The sequence below is a fragment of the Klebsiella sp. HMSC09D12 genome (genome assembly GCF_001808475.1).
Classification (GTDB): Bacteria; Pseudomonadota; Gammaproteobacteria; order Enterobacterales; family Enterobacteriaceae; genus Klebsiella; species Klebsiella oxytoca.
In genome coordinates, this window is the sequence record NZ_KV793383.1 from 18,516 (window position 1) to 36,745 (window position 18,230).

General features: G+C 54.6%; 14 protein-coding genes and 1 pseudogene. 14 read left to right on the plus strand and 1 reads right to left on the minus strand.

Features of this window, described 5'->3' with window-relative positions; genetic code table 11:
• Nucleotides 1-121 precede the first annotated feature (121 nt).
• The 3 genes from uxuR (at nucleotide 122) to foxA (ending at nucleotide 4,279) form a co-directional block, all read left to right on the plus strand.
• Nucleotides 122-898, plus strand: coding sequence for a Uxu operon transcriptional regulator (gene uxuR / locus HMPREF3178_RS01590; RefSeq protein WP_017146569.1), 777 nt, complete (start codon nucleotides 122-124; stop codon nucleotides 896-898).
• A 161-nt stretch (nucleotides 899-1,059) separates the two neighbouring features.
• On the plus strand, nucleotides 1,060-2,049 hold the full coding sequence (locus HMPREF3178_RS01595; RefSeq protein WP_017146570.1) for a helix-turn-helix transcriptional regulator: 990 nt from the start codon (nucleotides 1,060-1,062) through the stop codon (nucleotides 2,047-2,049).
• Nucleotides 2,050-2,170: 121 nt separating this feature from the next.
• Entirely contained in the window at nucleotides 2,171-4,279 is a 2,109-nt protein-coding gene (gene foxA / locus HMPREF3178_RS01600; protein ID WP_016809599.1) for a ferrioxamine B receptor FoxA, read from the plus strand.
• Between the two features lie 40 nt (nucleotides 4,280-4,319).
• Here the strand turns inward: foxA and HMPREF3178_RS01605 are convergent, their stop codons facing one another.
• Nucleotides 4,320-4,571, minus strand: coding sequence for a zinc ribbon domain-containing protein (locus HMPREF3178_RS01605; protein WP_004099220.1), 252 nt, complete (start codon nucleotides 4,569-4,571; stop codon nucleotides 4,320-4,322).
• Nucleotides 4,572-4,796: 225 nt separating this feature from the next.
• Between HMPREF3178_RS01605 and gabD the strand changes: the two genes are divergently transcribed.
• From gabD to HMPREF3178_RS01660, 11 genes and pseudogenes are all read left to right on the plus strand, one after another.
• The gene (gabD, locus tag HMPREF3178_RS01610; RefSeq protein ID WP_016809600.1) at nucleotides 4,797-6,245 is read left to right on the plus strand and encodes an NADP-dependent succinate-semialdehyde dehydrogenase; all 1,449 of its coding nucleotides are present in this window, start codon (nucleotides 4,797-4,799) and stop codon (nucleotides 6,243-6,245) included.
• 336 nt (nucleotides 6,246-6,581) lie between these two features.
• Nucleotides 6,582-7,986: pseudogene (locus HMPREF3178_RS01615) on the plus strand (undecaprenyl-phosphate glucose phosphotransferase).
• Nucleotides 7,976-9,262 (plus strand): outer membrane beta-barrel protein, encoded by a 1,287-nt coding sequence (locus tag HMPREF3178_RS01620; protein ID WP_004099216.1) that lies wholly within the window; start codon nucleotides 7,976-7,978, stop codon nucleotides 9,260-9,262. The pseudogene HMPREF3178_RS01615 and the gene HMPREF3178_RS01620 overlap by 11 nt, the downstream one beginning before the upstream one ends.
• Nucleotides 9,259-9,813: a polysaccharide biosynthesis/export family protein gene (locus HMPREF3178_RS01625; RefSeq protein ID WP_017146573.1), complete on the plus strand. Its 555-nt coding sequence runs from the start codon at nucleotides 9,259-9,261 to the stop codon at nucleotides 9,811-9,813. The genes HMPREF3178_RS01620 and HMPREF3178_RS01625 overlap by 4 nt, the downstream gene beginning before the upstream one ends.
• Before the next feature lies 1 nt (nucleotide 9,814).
• Nucleotides 9,815-11,902 carry a GumC family protein gene (locus HMPREF3178_RS01630; protein ID WP_004099205.1) on the plus strand — a complete coding sequence of 696 codons (2,088 nt, stop codon included), beginning with the start codon at nucleotides 9,815-9,817 and terminating at the stop codon, nucleotides 11,900-11,902.
• 5 nt (nucleotides 11,903-11,907) lie between these two features.
• Nucleotides 11,908-13,125, plus strand: a complete 1,218-nt coding sequence (locus HMPREF3178_RS01635) for a lipopolysaccharide biosynthesis protein (protein WP_004099203.1) — start codon at nucleotides 11,908-11,910, stop codon at nucleotides 13,123-13,125.
• Complete coding sequence (locus tag HMPREF3178_RS01640) at nucleotides 13,116-14,498, plus strand: hypothetical protein (RefSeq protein ID WP_004099201.1); 1,383 nt, start codon at nucleotides 13,116-13,118, stop codon at nucleotides 14,496-14,498. The genes HMPREF3178_RS01635 and HMPREF3178_RS01640 overlap by 10 nt, the downstream gene beginning before the upstream one ends.
• Entirely contained in the window at nucleotides 14,491-15,516 is a 1,026-nt protein-coding gene (locus HMPREF3178_RS01645) for a glycosyltransferase family 2 protein (RefSeq protein WP_004099199.1), read from the plus strand. The genes HMPREF3178_RS01640 and HMPREF3178_RS01645 overlap by 8 nt, the downstream gene beginning before the upstream one ends.
• Nucleotides 15,497-16,711 (plus strand): glycosyltransferase family 4 protein, encoded by a 1,215-nt coding sequence (locus HMPREF3178_RS01650; RefSeq protein WP_016809607.1) that lies wholly within the window; start codon nucleotides 15,497-15,499, stop codon nucleotides 16,709-16,711. The genes HMPREF3178_RS01645 and HMPREF3178_RS01650 overlap by 20 nt, the downstream gene beginning before the upstream one ends.
• Nucleotides 16,708-17,823, plus strand: coding sequence for a glycosyltransferase family 4 protein (locus HMPREF3178_RS01655; RefSeq protein ID WP_017146574.1), 1,116 nt, complete (start codon nucleotides 16,708-16,710; stop codon nucleotides 17,821-17,823). Before HMPREF3178_RS01650 ends, HMPREF3178_RS01655 begins: the two co-directional genes overlap by 4 nt.
• The gene (locus tag HMPREF3178_RS01660) at nucleotides 17,820-18,230 is read left to right on the plus strand and encodes a hypothetical protein (protein ID WP_004110797.1); all 411 of its coding nucleotides are present in this window, start codon (nucleotides 17,820-17,822) and stop codon (nucleotides 18,228-18,230) included. The genes HMPREF3178_RS01655 and HMPREF3178_RS01660 overlap by 4 nt, the downstream gene beginning before the upstream one ends.

Genomic DNA, 18,230 nt, shown 5'->3' on the forward strand with positions numbered 1-18,230 from the left:
CGGGTCAACTGAACAATAATTTGGTTGACCCGTTTTCCCTCTCCGGGCCGAGAGTGATGCCAACCCGCCGGCCAAATGCTATAGTCAACCACCGGGCTACTGCATATCACAACTTAACACCATGAAATCACAAACTTCTCAGCACAGACCTTATCAGGAAGTCGGCGCGTTAATTCGCGATCTCATCGTCAAGACGCCCTATAACCCTGGCGATCGCCTGCCGCCTGAGCGCGAGATCGCCGAGATGCTGGATGTAACCCGTACCGTGGTCCGCGAAGCGCTGATCATGCTGGAAATTAAAGGGCTGGTCGAAGTGCGCCGCGGCGCCGGGATCTATGTGCTGGATAACGTCGCGGCGGAAGGCGCGGCGGAGAGCGCGGACATGAAGCATTGTAATGATGCCGGTCCATTTGAGCTGCTGCAGGCCCGCCAACTGCTGGAAAGCAATATCGCCGAATTTGCCGCCCTGCAGGCAACCCGGGAAGATATCATCAAAATGCGCCAGGCCTTACAGCTGGAAGAGCGCGAGCTGGCCAGCAGCGCGCCGGGCGGTTCCGAAAGCGGCGATATGCAGTTTCATCTGGCCATCGCCGAAGCGACGCACAACAGTATGTTGGTAGAACTGTTCCGCCAGTCATGGCAGTGGCGGGAAAATAATCCCATGTGGATCCAGCTGCACCGCCATCTCGGCGACACTCACTACCGTGAGGAGTGGCTGGTGGATCATAAACGGATCCTTGCCGCCTTAATCAAAAAAGACGCCCGGGCGGCAAAACTCGCCATGTGGCAGCATCTGGAAAATGTTAAACGCCGTCTGCTGGAGTTCTCCAACGTCGATGATATTTACTTCGACGGCTACCTGTTTGACTCCTGGCCGTTGGATAACGCCGACGCCTGACTCTCCCGCGCGCGGATAGCGGCTATCCGCGCGCCGTTCTGCAGTAACCGCAGCATGCAATGCAAACACTGATAATCATTCTCATCTTTATTGTCGCCCTGCCCGCACAATGGTAAGGTTACCTCATCCGATGAAGCCTCATCTCCAGTGCAGAAAACCGCATGAACAATACTCCTGGGCAGAACGAGCCGGCCCGCCAGGCGCTGAGAAGAACCTTCTCCGTCAGCGAGTTTATGGCGTTTGGTGAACGCTATGGTATCGACTATCGCTTTCCGCTGCTGCAAACGCCGGAGCCCTCGCACGCCAGCCCGGTGCTGCAGGGTGAAGTGGAAGAGATGACGCTGCCCTGCGGGATGTGCATCACCCACTCAGATGTCCACGTATTGCAGCCCTATGAAACCACCTCCCGCCATAGCAGCCCTCTCTATATGCTGGTGGTGCTGGAAGGCAGCGTTTCCCTGACTCTCAACGGCGAGCAGCACCTTGTGCGTTCCGGGATGGCGTTCACCTCACGCCTTAGCGAACATCAGGTCATGTGCGCCCGTCACGATGCCAACAGCAGGCTCCGCACGCTCTCCCTTGGACTCTACCCGGACGGCGCCTGGCGCGACGGACTGCTTGCTTCATTAATGCGCGAATGGGAAAGATGCCAGACGCCAACGCTCATCTGGCAGATACCGGGTTTTCTGCTGAGCGGCCTGCAATATGCCCAGCAGAGCGCGCCGGGCCGCGTTTCCCGGCAACTGATGCTGGAGGGGCTGATCCTGCAGCTGTTCGGCCATGGTCTGAGCGTGTGCCAGGATGAAAGCGCGAAGCAGATCCTCCCGGCGGGCGGCGAGCAGCTGCGCCTGGAGAGAGTTCGCCGCCTGCTGGAGCAGGCGCCGGAAAACGACTACACCCTGAACGAGCTGGCCCAGCGGGCCGCGATGAGCTCCAGCAGCTTGCGCAGTAAGTTTCGCCAGACCTACGGCTGTTCGGTTTTTGATTACCTGCGCGATTGCCGACTGGCGCGGGCCAGAGGCTATCTGCTGGAGGGGTACAGCGTGCAGCAGGCGGCCTGGATGTCGGGCTATCAGCACGCCACCAATTTCTCTACCGCCTTTCGTCGACGCTACGGTATCTCCCCCTGCGACGTGCAAAAGACGGGCTAATCTATTTTTCACCTTTTCGCGAAGTCTGTTTTGCCGCTTTGGCAGCGCGCATACGCATCCTGGCATTGCGCATAGCTATAGAATGCCTCAAAAAGGTAATAATTCTTATTAACAATTAGAAATGCCTTTGGAGATGTTCATGTTTGCGAAAACTCGCCTGGCGCTACTGGTAGGATGGGTGACCGGCGGCGTCGCTTTCCCGCTGCTGGCCCAGGAAACAACAAAAAACGAAACCATCGTCGTCACTTCGCAGATGCAAAGCGGCGCGACCAAAATTGCCACGCCGGATATTGAGACCCCGCAATCGGTATCCATCATCACGCGCGAGCAGTTTGAAGAGCAGGGAGCGATCAGCGTCCGTCAGGCCGTGAGCTACACCCCCGGTGTTTATAGCAACCAGATTGGCGCTTCCAACCGCTTTGACTATATCGTCCTGCGCGGCTTCTCCGATGGCAGCCTGGATAACGTCTATCTTGACGGCCTGAAAATGATGGGCGATACCAACTCCCATAGCTCACTGGTGGTCGATCCGTGGTTCCTGGAGAATATCGAAGTGGTGCGCGGCCCGGCCTCGGTGCTGTATGGTCGCTCTTCGCCCGGCGGCATCGTCGCCCTCACCTCGCGTAAGCCCTCTTTCGATCCCGGAGGGGAAATCAAGCTGTTTGCCGGTAATAACAACCAGCGCGGGGCGGCGTTTGACGTCACCGGCGCGCTGGACGATAACGATCGGGTGGCGGCGCGATTAAGCGGCATGACCCGCTATGCGGACTCCCAGTTTGATACCTTGAAAGAGCAGCGCTACGCGATTATGCCCAGCCTGACCTGGCGCATCACCGACCAGACGCGCCTTGATTTAATGGCCTATCTGCATCGCGATCCGGAGGGCGGCAGCCACTCGGGTCTCCCCTATGAAGGTACCGTGGTACCGCACTACGGCAAGAAAATTGCTAACACCTTCTTCGAAGGTGAAGATGATTACGACAAGTACGACCGCCGTGAAAATATGGTCGGCTACAATTTCGAGCATATGTTTGATAACGGCTGGTCGGTGCGGCAGAAGCTGCGCTACCTGCATACCAAAGTCGAGCTGAATCAGGTCTATGCCGCGGGCTGGCTGAACGAAACCGAACTGAACCGCGGTTACTCCGGCTCGGACGAAAAGATGAACGCCATCACTCTCGATAACCAGCTCGACGGCAGCGTCGATACCTGGGCCGTGAACCATCGCCTGCTGATAGGCATTGACTATCAGGATCGCAGCAACAACACCACCGGCTACTATGGCGCATTCCCGGCCATCGACGCGTTTAATCCGGTCTACGGCGCGAAGCCGGATTACATCACCATGTACAGCCGTGAAAAACACAAGCTGCGCCAGACCGGCTACTATCTTCAGGACCAGATGTCCTGGGACCGCTGGCGCTTCACCCTGGGCGGGCGCTACGACCAGGTCAGCGTGTCGAATATCGATAAGCTGAATCAAACGCGCAGCGATCTGGATAAGAACAATTTCAGCACCCGTGCCGCCCTGCTGTATCTGTTCGACAACGGGTTTGCCCCGTACATCAGCTACTCTACCGCCTTTACGCCCACCAGCTTCGCCGACGAAAACGGCAACGTGCTCGATCCGATGAAAGGCAAGCAGTGGGAAGCCGGGCTGAAGTATGAGCCAGAAGGAATGAACAGCCAGTTCAGCGCCTCGGTATTCCGCATCAATCAGACCAATATCGCCACCAAAGAAGAGCCGACCGATCCGTACCGCTCGATTGGCGAAATTGAGTCGAAAGGGGTGGAGCTGGAGGCCATCAGTCAGCTAACCGACAGCCTCCGTCTGCAGGCGGCCTATACCTACACCGACATCCGCTATAAGAAAAGCAGCCCGGAAGAGCAAGGCAAGCGCGCCGTTTACGCGCCGCGCAATCAGGCCAGCGCCTGGCTGAGCTATGATGTGAAAAGCGGCCCGCTGGATGGTCTGACGCTGGGTTCCGGCGTGCGTTACGTCAACGGTATTACCAGCGACCGCTTGAATACGCATACCCTTCCATCCTATACGCTGGTGGATATGACGATTGGCTATGACCTGTCGCAGGTCGGGATTAAAGGCCTTAGCGCGCAGCTGAACGTCAATAATCTGACCGATAAGAGCTACGTTGCCGCCTGTAACTCGCTCTCTTACTGCTACTTTGGCGCAGAGCGCAGTATCGTCGGCAGCGTCTCCTGGAAGTTCTGATCGCGCTAAAAAGCCCGGAGTTTTTGCTCCGGGCTGCAGGTTAATCTTCCGCTTTATGAGCCCACGCGGGCATGGCCGTTAAATAGCGCATCGCTCGCTTGCGCGATTCCGCAGGCCCAACTTTCTGCCAGGAATCGAGGAACTCAGCCAGGCCGGAAACGGCATCCTCCCAGGACTTAAGCTTCCCCTCGCTATCGCAGCACCAGGCGCAGTAATCGTCGCTTGCGCTTTTCGCCTCCTCGGCGGACATCGGCATTCCGCAGGCCTGACAAAACCGTTCTTGCTGTGACATAGGGCGCTCCTTTCTCGCAAATTGAGCATAAAAAATACAGCATTGTTTGCACAATAACGTTCTGCCAGTTCAAATAACCGTAAATTATTTATGGTTATTGTTGTATCACCCAGTACTGCTCCCGGTTCTCTGAACGTGTTCGTCTACACTAAACAGGGACAGGTGTTTGACGCAGCTGATTCAGGCGCATCCACGGTTTAAAACAGATTAAGACAGGACGCAATCATGCAACTTAACGACCCTACCCTTTTTCGCCAGCAGGCATTCATTGACGGACGCTGGCGCGACGCCAGCAGCGGAGAAACCCTCGGGGTTACTAACCCCGCCAACGGTCAGCAGCTGGGCAGCGTGCCCAAAATGGGCGCCGAGGAAACTCGCGAGGCGATCGATGCCGCCGCTCGCGCGCTGCCCGCGTGGCGCGCCCTTACCGCCAGGGAGCGCGCCACTATCCTGCGCCGCTGGTTTGATTTGATGATGGAGCATCAGGACGATTTAGCGCGCCTGATGACGCTGGAGCAGGGGAAACCGCTGGCGGAAGCAAAAGGCGAGATCGGCTACGCCGCCTCCTTTATCGAGTGGTTTGCCGAAGAGGGTAAACGCATTTACGGCGACACCATTCCCGGTCATCAGGCCGACAAACGGCTGCTGGTGATTAAACAACCGATTGGCGTAACCGCCGCTATCACTCCGTGGAATTTCCCCTCGGCAATGATCACCCGTAAGGCGGGCCCGGCTCTGGCCGCAGGCTGCACGATGGTGCTCAAGCCCGCCAGCCAGACGCCGTTCTCCGCGCTGGCGCTGGCGGAGCTCGCTAATCGCGCAGGGATCCCCGAAGGCGTATTTAACGTGGTGACCGGTTCGGCCAGCGAAGTGGGTAACGAGCTCACCGGTAACCCGCTGGTGCGCAAACTCTCCTTTACCGGCTCGACGGAAATAGGTCGCCAGCTGATGGAACAGTGCGCGAAAGATATCAAGAAGGTCTCGCTGGAGCTGGGCGGCAACGCGCCGTTTATCGTTTTTGATGACGCCGATCTGGATAAAGCTGTCGAAGGCGCGTTGGCCTCCAAGTTCCGCAACGCCGGACAGACCTGCGTCTGCGCCAACCGCCTGTACATTCAGGATGGCGTCTACGATCGCTTCGCCGAAAAGCTTCAGCAGGCGGTCAGTAAGCTGCAAATCGGCGATGGCCTGCAGCCGAACGTCACCATCGGGCCGCTGATTGACGAGAAAGCGATCGCCAAAGTGCAGGAACATATTGCCGATGCGCTGGACAAAGGCGCGCGGGTGGCTACCGGCGGGAAACCCCATGAGCTGGGCGGAAACTTCTTTCAGCCCACGATTCTGGTGGACGTCCCCAGCGATGCGAAAGTAGCGAAAGAAGAGACCTTTGGGCCCCTCGCCCCGCTCTTCCGCTTTAAAGATGAGGCAGATGTTATCGCTCAGGCCAACGATACCGAGTTCGGCCTGGCGGCTTATTTCTACGCCCGCGATCTGGGCCGCGTCTTTCGCGTTGGCGAAGCGCTGGAATACGGCATTATCGGTATTAATACCGGCCTTATCTCCACCGAGGTGGCTCCCTTCGGCGGCGTGAAATCCTCCGGCCTCGGTCGCGAAGGTTCGAAGTATGGCATAGAGGATTACTTAGAAATCAAATACATGTGTATTGGGATTTAATCTACCCTCGCGCCAGCTTCTGCTGGCGCAGCTTATTTAGCGGTCATTTCCCTCGGTAATAGCTGGAAATACGTTTCGCGGCTGGGTTCATGAGGACATCCCGATATCCTGCCCGTCTCAGCGCCATTCATTATGCTTAATAACAATGCGAAAAAGGGCGTTGGCTATAAAAAAGTTATCAATCATCCATTCCGGGCAGGTTCGACATAGGATTAATCGTAGGCTACAATAATCAACGCCGGTCTGAAGCTTAATTTCTTAATAGATTCATAGAGATAAATTTTGCTTTTCAGCGGGATATGACATCATTTTATTGACTATAAAACGAGCAAAAAGATGACGGATAGCACAATTAAAATTTATAACGCCCGCTACAGTAAGCTAATGAAGCTACTGGATTTTTTTTGCCGTTAACCTGTTCATTTTTGCTTATTTAAAATACTTTCTCGTCGAACCATCGACGGCCTCTCTGTTCCTCGGAATAATATATTCCCTGATTTTTATCCGGGCCAACGAGCACTTTCAGTTATATTCAGGCCAGTTTAAAGGTCAGTATTTTAAAAAATTAACGAAGCTTTTTTTTAGCGTCTGTATTAGCGGACTGCTGACGTTTTTATTGTTTGTGATTGCTGAACTATTAATGAACAATCATGCCAGTACGAACGCGCTGCTGCTGGCTGAAGTGATTGCACTATGCTCGCTGGCCATATTCATTAGTATGTTTCTTATTCGTATTATCTCCAGCCGCTATTTTTTCAAATCCAGACTCAAGGTGGCTATTTTAGGTATTACGCCAGCCGGGTTGGCCATTGAGCAGGCGCTGTTTAAGGAGTATACCCATAACGGTATTGAAATTACCTTCTTTGAGGACCGCGCCGTACAGCGCGACAGCCGCCTGCTCAGCATTGAGAAAAAAGGCAACTCGCGCGACCTGCTGGCGCTGGCAAAAGCAGGCGAGATAGATGAAGTCTATATCGCCCTGCCGATGGTCGCCCAGCAGCGCATTCGCCAGTTCTTAAACGAATTTTCCGATACCACCGTAGATGTGTTTCTGGTACCGGACCTGTTTTCCTATAGCTCACATATTTCGCAGCTGCGGATGTTTGGCAATATCCAGACCATCAGCATTTTTACGTCGCCGTTTGAAGGCGAAGGCGCGGTGCTCAAGCGTATCGAAGATATTCTTCTCGGCCCCTTGTTCACCCTCGTCAGCCTGCCGGTAATGCTCGCGGTGGCCATCGGCATCAAGCTGACGTCGCCAGGCCCGGTGCTGTTTAAACAAAGTCGTTATGGTCTGAACGGTAAGCAGATCGCGGTATGGAAGTTCAGAACCATGCGCGTGATGGAAAACAGCGCGGTCGTCACCCAGGCCACGCGTAACGATCCGCGTATTACCCGCTTCGGCGCCTTTCTACGCAAAACATCGCTTGATGAACTGCCGCAGTTTTTTAACGTGCTGCAGGGAACCATGTCGATAGTGGGTCCCCGCCCGCACGCGGTCGCGCACAATGAGCAATATCGCGTGCTGGTGGAAAACTACATGATTCGCCATAAAGTGAAGCCCGGCATTACCGGGCTGGCGCAAATTCACGGCTTTCGCGGCGAAACTGACACGATTGATAAAATGGAAAAACGCATTCAGTACGATCTGGAATATATTCAGTCGTGGTCGCTGCTGCTGGATATCAAAATCGTATTTTTAACGTTTTTCCGCGGATTTGTGGGCAAAAATGCGTTCTGAACTCACTTTCCTCGCGGGTCTGCTGGCGATACCTTGCGCATGGGCGGACCTGCAGGCAAAACCACATACCGGCGTGGCTGGCATCGATTTCGAGAGCCAGGTGGGTTATGACGTCGGTTACAATGACAACGTGACCTGGCAACGCTACGGCGGCAACGAAATTGCTTCCTCCTGGCAGGGTATTAAGCCGATTTTTAAAGCGATCGGCGAGCGCTATGAAGACCGCTATTTACTGATGTACTCGGGCGATTACCGCCGCTACGCCAGCGATAGCGCTGATAACCGTGATAATCATTTTTTTATGTTTAACGGCAAGTGGCGCTTCGGCAGTATGCATGGCCTGTCATTGGATCTTGATGAAACGTTCGGCCATGAAGAGCGCGGCCGCGATACCACCGAGGGGTTTCTGCCCGAGCAGTTCAAAGAGTTTGGCATTAACAAGCCCATCGCCACGCGCTTCTTTAACAGTGAACTACGCTATAGCTACGGGGCGCCGGAAGGGCGCGGCAAAGCAGAAGTTGCGCTGATGCATAAACAGCTGCGCTTTCGCAATCTTGACAGCATTGAGGACGCCAGCGCCGACTTCCATTACTACATGCACGATCAGGAGTGGCATGAAAACAGCCTGGTCGCCGAGCTTTTTGATCAAAAAGCCAAAACGCTGCGCTACCGCTACAGTTTTATTACCAACCAGCGTCGCTATGAGCTCAACCCGTTAAAGGACAGTAATGAATACTATCTGCTGATGGGTATGAAAAACCGCCTTTCCGGCAAGACCGAGATCAACGGCAACGTCGCATGGCTGTATAAAGATTTTATCCATAACCCCGACTCACAGGGGTTCAACGGCCTGAACTGGGATATTAATGCCGACTGGAAACCGCTTGAACAGATAAAACTCAACTTACACAGTTCACAGCGGATAAAAGATCCCACCGACTCCGGCGGCTATATTCTGGTATCCAATTTTGGCCTGGGCTACGAGCACCACTGGCTGGTCGACAGATTCTCCACCCTGGTTGATTACTCTTATATTACAGAGGATTACAAGCACCAGACCAACGGACGTAAAGATCGATCAAACCTCGTATCGCTGACCTTCAACTACGACTATCGACCATCCGTTAATTTTCAGCTGAAGCTGCAATGGAACACGATGCATTCGAATAAAGAAAAAGATGCCTTTTATATTGGGCCAGACTATGACCATGAGGTCGAGCGCACGCTGGGCTACAACGACTCGGCCATTATTTTTATGACGCAGGTACAAATATGATCCTTAGCTATGGAAAACGGGCGGCGATTTCTCTTCTGGCGCTATGGCTGGCGGGCTGTTCGGCGCCACCGCAGACGATCCGAACGCCGCCGGATGCCGTTTATCATCTGGACCAGGGGGATGAGATCAATATCGCGGTTTCCGGCGAGCAGGATCTCACTATGCGCGTAAAAATCGATAATAGCGGCAGCGTTGATTATCCTTATATAGGCTCCCTGATGCTGAAAGGAAAAACGCCCGAACAGGTCAGCAATGAAATTGCCGATAAGCTGCGCGGTAACTATCTGCAGGCGCCAATGGTGACCGTGAGTATTGCCGAATACCGTAAAATTTATCTGTTAGGCGAAGTCAAAAAACCGGACGGCTACGCCTGGGAGCCCGGCTTAACGGCGGAAAAAGCCATTGCGCTGGCTGGAGGGTTCACCGACCGCGCCGATCGCCATGACATCCGCATTCGCCAGTTTCGCAGCGGTAAACTGCTGGAAAACGTCGCCGCCGACTCCGCCGTACAGGCCGGAGATACCATCATCATTGGCATGAGTTTCTTCTGATATGGCTATTTCATTAGTTGAAAATGGAAAGAAGAAAGAAGGCTTTATCGACTTCACGCCTTATTTCAACAAAATCAAGCACAAGCTGATTTGGTGCCTGGTGGTGGTCGTGGTGGCTGCGGCGGCGTCGTGGATCCTGACGCGCTTTATGTCATCCAGCTATACGGCAACCGCAACGGTGCTGTTTAAAGCGCAGTCGCAGGATGTAACCCCCCTGCCGCGGCTGGAAAACTACGATTCCACCCGCAGCGATTACTATGAAACCAAATACGCGCTGATGGGCTCCCGCGTGGTACTGGAAGCCGCAGTGAAAGCGCTAAAGCTGGATCAGGACCCGGAATTTAACGGCGGGGATAAGCTTGATGAGGCCGCGCGCGTCAATAATGCCGTGCGCGCCCTGCAAAAAAACCTGACCATCTCCGGCGTGCGCACCACGCAGCTGGTATCCGTTTCGATGGAGGCGAAATCGCCGCAAAAAGCCGCCGATATTGCCAACGGCGTGGCGCAGGCCTTTATCGATTACAGCCTGGCGCAGAAGCAGAAAATATTACTTCAGGCCCAGGGCTGGAACGAAAAAATGATGGACGATCTGCGCAATAAACTCGATCGCCAGAAAGCCGATATCGATGATTTTCTCAAACAGAACGGTCTGCTGACTTTTCGCAGCATGGATGGCTACGAAACCGAGCGCCTGGGGATCGTGATTAACCATCTGGCTGACGCGACCCAGCGCCGTTTGAAAGCGCAAACGGTATGGGACAAAGTGCGCCGCCAGCAGGGAAAAGCGCCGGAAGCGATCATCTCACTGCCGGAAATTTCCGGTCATCCGCAGATTCAGGATCTGCGGATCGCGCTGATCCAGACGCGACGTAACTTATCGGAAGCGGCAAAACACTATGGCCCTAAGCATCCGAAATACCTCCAGGCTCAGGCCCAGCTGCAGGTCGTTAACGGACAAATAGGCCAGGTGCTGGGTGAACTGCTCAATGGGTTACGTCAGCAGTATCAGATTGCGCTGGACGATGAGCAGCACTATCAGCAGATGCTCAACGATCAGAAAGCCGACTTCCAGGCACTGGGCGCTAAGCGCGATAAATACAACACCATGATGACCGCGCTGAACAAAACCGAAGAGCTGTATAAATCGCTGTATCAGCGGGCGAACGAGCAGAAGCTCTCCGAGAGCTTTTCGGTTCCTGATGAAGTGATCTACGATGCCGCCGTGCCGCCAAATCAACCGTCTAAACCGCAGCGCGGTCTGCTTATCGTGATGGCGACCCTGATGGCGCTGGCGCTGTACATTATGTACCTGATTGTCAGCACCGCGCTGGATAAAACGGTCAACAGCATCAGCGAACTTAAAGCTAAAACGGGCCTTGATGCCAGCGGTGAATTCCCGCAATTGCCTCAGGCGAACAGCGCGAAGCTGACGTTCCAGAACCTGCTGTATGCCGACATGATCCACAGCCTGCGCCTGGCGCTGCTCGGTCAGAATAATCATGGCGGGATGATACTGGTGACCTCGGCGCAGGCCGATGCCGGCAGCAGCCTGATTGCCGAAATGCTGGCGTGGTCCGCCGCTAAGTCAGGTAAAACGCTGCTCATTGATGTGGACTACCTGGCAAGCGATGGGCTCTCCGCGCGCTATCCGCAGCATAAAACGGGCTTTAGCGAGCGTCTTGATGGCCGCAGCGCCGCGCCTCAGGCGGTGGTCCCCCTGGCCGACACGCTTGATTTTATGCCGCGAGGCGAGCTGAGCGACTCCGCGCTGCTGCTGTTCACCTCTGAGCGGCTCCCGGCGCTGCTGACGACGCTGCGGCAGACCTACGATTATCTGATTATTAATGCGCCTTCGCTCGGGCTGGCGCAGGACGCCCTGCTGCTGGCGCCGCACGTCGATATTACCCTGCTGGCGATCAACGCTGGCGAGCAGGCGTCGCGCATTCGCGACGCGCAGAATCGTCTGCAAACCGCCGCGCCTACGCCAGTCGCCACCATGCTTAACCGGGTTCAAGAAGAGAATCTGGAGACTCAGGAAGGCAAACGCCTGCCCGAGCGCGGCATGGGCGAACTGATTTCACCGAAGTAGCGATTATGAATTTAATTAAGAGTATTTCTTCAATCGCCAGCTCCTCGGTTCTTTCGCAGGCGATCGGCGCATTTTCCGTGTGGCTGATTTCCCATCGCTACGGCATGGCGGAAGTCGGACACTATGCGATGATCTACAGCAACGTGCTGATTGGCGCTCAGGTTTGCACCTTTGCGTCGCAGCTGCTTATCCCGCGCCAGGAGGAGCATGAGCTGGGGCAGAACGTAGTGTTTTGCCTGCTACAAAGCCTGATTCTGGCGCTGCCCTGGGCGGTCATCACCGGGCTGATTTTCCATCTCAATATTGCGTTTCTCTATCTGCTCACCTTCGGCTATGCGCTGGTTTTGATTGCCGAGAACCTCTCGCTGCGCGGCGGCAACTATCAGTTTCTGACCTTTCAGCGCATCGCCGTGTCGCTGGTCGTAGCGATAGCCCTGCTGGCGATGCCGAATACCACGCTGTTCTATATCGCCTGGATGGCCGGTATTTTGCTGCTGCTCAGCCTCTGTCTGCTGCGCTTGTTCCGCTTCAGTACCCTGACGCCAGCGCATTTTTCTCCGCGCGCGAACGCTCTTTTTGCGCGTCAGCACTGGCAGCATCTCAGTCGCGTCGGCAGCGCGGAAGTGCTGGCGATGGCCAGCAATAACCTGCCGACGATGTTGATAAATGTCTGGTTTTCACCGCTGGTCGCGGGCTATTTCTCGGTGGTAAGCCGCTTCTGTTTATCTCCGGTGATGATTGTCGGTAACGCGGTGCGCAACTCCATCTTTTCAAAATGGTCGATGGATTTTCGCAACCGCACCTTTAACTATCCGGAGTACAAAAAGATTCGCCTGCTGCTGATGGCCGCGGCGCTGATCTGTATCCTTGGGATCTGGATTTTCTATCCGCTGGTTATGCGCCTCGGCTTTAGCCAGGAGTGGCTCAATTCCATTCCGACCTCACGCTATATGTTGCCCTATCTGTTCGCCGCGCTGGCCGTCAGTCCGCTGACCGTTATTGAGCTTATCTTTGGTTCTAAACGCTATTTTTTACGTATTCAGATAGAGCAGTTGCTAATCATCGCCGTCGCTTTTGTCGTTCTGCCTAAGTTGGGCCAGAGCTATGAGATAGCCCTGCTGACGTTCTCTCTTCTGACCAGCATTCGCTATCTGTTCATCCTGCTGAAAATGAACAAACGGGCGCTACAGCTCTCCCGGCAGGAGCAGAAAATATGCAGCTAAATACCGGCCGCTATCTGGAAGCATTCGCGCTGACGACCATCGTCTTCTGCGGCACGATTCAGTATTTCACCGGCGTGGCAGCCGTACTGTGGCTTCCTTTTTTCATGGTGCTGGTGATGGTGATTCTGCTGATGATGCAAAGCCGGGCGCAGCCGCTGGCGCTTAGCGCGCGTGAGAAGGTGGTGCTGGCGCTGTACCTGACTTTTATCATCCTCAGCCTCTGCGCCACGGTTTTACAATCCGGCATCGTCACCGCTATCGTCGGCTTTAAAAACGAACTGGCTCTGTCGCTGGTGATGTTTTGCATGCTGCTCGGCATGTTTCGCGAGTCGCAGCTGCATCGCCTGACACAGCTTTTTTACTGGCTATTCTACGTCCAGTTCCCGCTGGCTATCTATCAGGTGCTGGTAGTGGTGCCAAAACGCGTGGCGCTACGCGGTGAGGATGAAAAGTGGGATTCGGTGGTCGGCACGTTTGGCGGCGACCCGATGGGCGGCGGCAATACCGCAGCAATGGGGATGTTCTGCCTGCTGATTATGCTGCTGAAGGTGTCCGAATTTAAGCACGGTATCTGCTCGTTCAAGTCGATGGCGACGCATATCGTGCTGGCCTTTTTCCTCTGCGTGGTCGGCGAGGTAAAATTCGTGATTCTGCTGTCGCCGTTCTTACTGGCGCTGCTGTGGATCATGCCCGCTTACGTTAGCGGTATCAGTAAAGTCACCCTGCGCTCATTGATGATTATCGCCGCCGGCATGGTGGTATTAATTTTTGCCGCTATCACTATTCTGGCGTCCAACTACTCGTCGGCCTTCGGCGGAGATCCGACAAAAAGCGCGCTCTCGGTATTTATCGATTCCCTCGGCTATATCTTTGATACCAACTACATTATGGAAAGCGGCGAGCTCGGCCGATTTACCACTATTTTCTTCTGGCTCCAGCATAACGAACTTTTTGGCCCCGGCGGAATGCTGTTTGGTTACGGTCTGAACGCCACCAACAGCGGCAGTACCGTCTCCCCCGGCTATATTGGCGCCTGGTATCACCTTATTCTCGATTCCACCGCGCTGAGCATGCTGCTGTGGGAAGTCGGTATTATCGGGGTGATCTTATTTATCGCCATGATTGCTTCTATTCTCGTCGGTATGCGGCCGAAAGAGACCTTTTCCCGCTACGATCTTAAACGTGAAGATTTACAGCTGCTCAGCTCCGCGCCTGCATTTTACGTCTTTGCCATTGGCTGTTTGCTCAGTCTTCCCTACAGCCAGATCCTGATGATCATTCCCATGCTACAGTTTTTATTATGGCTGGCCCTCGGGGCGCTTATTGTCATTCATCGTTCTGTCCGTCTGAATTCCGGTACCCAATATGAATAAAACGCCATCAATTACCGTCAGCATTAAAACCCTCAACGAAGCGCAGGGTATTGAAAAAACGATCGACAGCGTCCGCAAGCAATTGCAGCCTTATCCGCATCAAATTATCGTCGCCGATAGCCTGTCCACCGACAATACCCGGGAGCTGGCCGTCGCCAAAGACGCGATGGTGGTCTGCCTCGATAACGCGAAAGATCGCTGCTGCGGCGTGGGTCATCAGCTGGGCTGGTTGTTCAGCGAAGGGGATTACCTGCTGCTGCTGGATGGCGATATGGAGCTGGAGCCGGGTTTTCTCGACACCGCTGTGGCTTTTCTCGAAACGCATCCCGAGTATGCGGGCGTGGCGGGCAGCGTCGAGATGGATGACGCCGCTAACTATGAGTTTAAATCGCGCAAGCAGCGTCTGCATCTTATCTATCCGCAGGGCGATACCGATCATCTTGGCGGCGGCGGACTCTATCGCCGTTCAGCAATCGAGAAAATAGGCTATCTGACTAATCTGAACCTTCACGGTTATGAAGAAGCTGAACTGGGGATCCGTTTGCAGGCCGCGGGCTATAAGCTCCATCGTCTTGCCGCACCCTATTTTAGCCATGCATCCTATACCATGCCGACCTTCAAAATGCTGGCCTATCGCTGGAAGAACGGCTTTTTATGGGCGCCGGGTGAACTATTACGCAACTGCTGGGGAAAAAAGCATTTCCCCGCCGCGCTTAAGATTGTTCGCAACGAACTGATATTCACGCTGTATATCCTGATATTGATTATTTGCCTGCTGACGTTCAATCCCGGGGTGATTATCATCGCCCTGCTTCCGCTGCTGGCGTTTATCGCGCTGAAGGCGATTAAAAATAAATCGCTGCGCGACGGCGTCCAGAGCGTGATCAACTTATCGTTATTTTCCGCAGGCATGGTGCGAGGCGTCATTAACCCCGTTCGCGATCCGCTGAAACAGCCCGCCGTGACCGTCTCTAACCCAAAACATATCCAGACAGAACATGAAAATATTATTCGTTAATAAATTCTTCTTTATTAAGGGCGGAGCGGAAACCGTTTTTTTTCAGGAACGAGACGCCATGCTGCAAGCCGGCTATCAGGTTGTCGACTTCAGCATGCAGCATGCGGAAAATAAGCCTTCGCCCTGGGAGAATTTCTTCGTACATAACGTAGATTATCATCAAAGCCACGGCCTGACGGGTAAGCTCAAAGCGGGTATCGATTTTATCTACAACGCCGAGGCCTGCAATAAACTCAATACGCTGCTGCTGGAACAGCGCCCGGATATTGTGCACTTTCACAATATCTATCATCAGCTGACGCCCGCATTGATTGGCGTCGCTAAACGCTTTGGCTGCAAAACGGTACTGACGGCGCACGATTATAAAATCGTTTGTCCATCTTACACTATGCTGCGCGATGGCCACGTCTGCGATGACTGTCTTACCGGTTCGGTGAGCAATGCCTTTCGCCATCGCTGCCAGCAGGGAGACACCTTTAAAAGCCTGCTGCTCTCGCTTGAGGCCTACTGGCAAAAGTTCGCGCAAAATTACGCCATGCTCGATTGCATTATCGCTCCCAGCGAATTTATGCGTCAGACGCTGCTGCGTAAATTACCCAGGTCGCGGATCGATGTGATCGTCAACGGTATTGATGCCAGCACCACGGTCCCGGGCGATACTGCGGGGGATTATTTCCTCTATATCGGCCGCTTGAGCCGTGAGAAAGGCGTGGCTACCCTGGCGCTGGCGCAGCAAAAAATGCAGCAGTCCATGCCGCTGAAAATCGTCGGCGATGGCCCTCTCGGCAGCGACCTGCGCGCCCGCTTTAGCGGTCCGGAATTTCTCGGCTATATGCGCCATGGAGAAGCGCTCAACGCGCTGATTCGCGGCGCGCGAGCGGTGATCGTCCCTTCCGAATATTATGAAAACTGCTCGATGTCGGTGCTGGAGGCGATGGCGTTCGGCCGCCCCGTCGTCGGCGGCAATATCGGCGGTATTCCGGAGCAAATTCGCGATGGCATTGATGGCTATCTGGTGGAACCAGGAGATGCCGACGCGCTGGCGCGCATCATGGATAGCCTGGCCGCCAATCCTCAGCAGGCGCGTGAAATGGGCATTAACGCACGCCAGCGGTTAGAGGATAAATACGATCTCGCCCGGCATATGCAGGTTCTGCAGGAACTCTATCAGCAGCTTGTGGGGGAAGCGAAATGAAGCTTAAAGTGACGGTGCTCGGCACCCGCGGTATACCGAACGTCCAGGGCGGCGTGGAGACCCATTGCCAGAATTTGTATCCCGAAATCTATCAACAGAATCATGCTGATATCTGCGTCATTGCCCGCTCGCCGTACGTCGACTACCGCCGTAGAGAATATAAAGGCGTACAGCTGAAAAGCCTGTGGGCGCCCAAAAGCCGCAAGTTCGAAGCCATTATTCACTCTACGCTGGCCGCCTTCAGTACCCTGTTCGACGGTTCAAATGTCGTGCACGTTCACGCGGTCGGGCCTGGCCTGGTGGTCCCGCTGCTGCGCCTGCTCGGCAAACGCGTCGTTTTTACCCACCACGGCCCGGACTATGACCGGCAGAAGTGGGGGAAAATGGCGAAGGAGATGCTGCGCCTCGGTGAAAAATGGGCGGTGAAATATGCCAACGAGGTCATTGTTATCTCGGAAGTGATTAATACGTTGATTCAGACCAAACATGGTCGTTATAACGCGAACGTGATCTATAACGGCGTGCGCCAGTCGCAGCTTCCCGCCGAAGAGGCCCGGCAGGCCACGTTGGATCAGTACTCTCTCAAAGCCGGGCAATACGTTGTCGCCGTCGCCCGCTTTGTTGAAGAAAAAGGGCTGCACGATCTGATTGCCGCCCACAAAGCCGCCAACTGCTCGCAGCCGCTGGTGCTGATTGGCGATGCCGATCATCCGGATGAGTATAGCGAGCGGCTGAAGAAACAGGCGGCCGCTACCCCGGGGGTGATTATGACCGGTTTTATTAGCGGCGATCCGTTGCATACCCTGTTCTCACAGGCCGGGCTTTTTGTTCTACCGTCTTACCATGAAGGGCTGCCTATTGCCCTGCTGGAGGCCATGTCCTGGTCACTGCCGGTTATCGTCAGCGATATCCCCGCTAACCTGGAGATTGGCCTGCCTGCCGGGGACTATTTCCCGGCAGGTGATGTCGCCGCGCTGGCGCAAAAGTTGCAGTCCTGGAGCGGCGAGGAGACCGTGGATTACAGCCAGTTAATGCCCAAATACCGCTGGCCGGACATTGCAGCGAAAACGGCTCAGGTCTATCAGCGATTAACGAATAAGAGTCAACCGTGACAAAATCAACATCCGACCTGGTCATCGAGCGCTTTTATTCCGCGCTTGACCCGGAAACAGAAGCCTCATTAACGCCGGAGCAGAAACGCGGTATCGAACAGGCGCTGGTGAGATCGAGCCTGGCGTCGCGCCATCGTATCGACTTTCGCCATAGCTTTCCGTTTCTGCATCGTCGCTATTTTGTAGTCTTTTTATGCGGTCGCGATCTGCGCAAAATTCCGCGAGAAAGCACGCTGCTCGGGCGTATATTTTCCACCCTGGCGATTACGTTTGCCGTACTGTTTGCCATTCTTGCCGTGCTGCTGGCGCTCTATATGCTTAAATCTGCGCTGGGTATCGATGTGTTTAAAAACTTCCACGTGGGTATCTGGACGTGGTTTGTAAACCTCCACGATAAAGTGAATTAA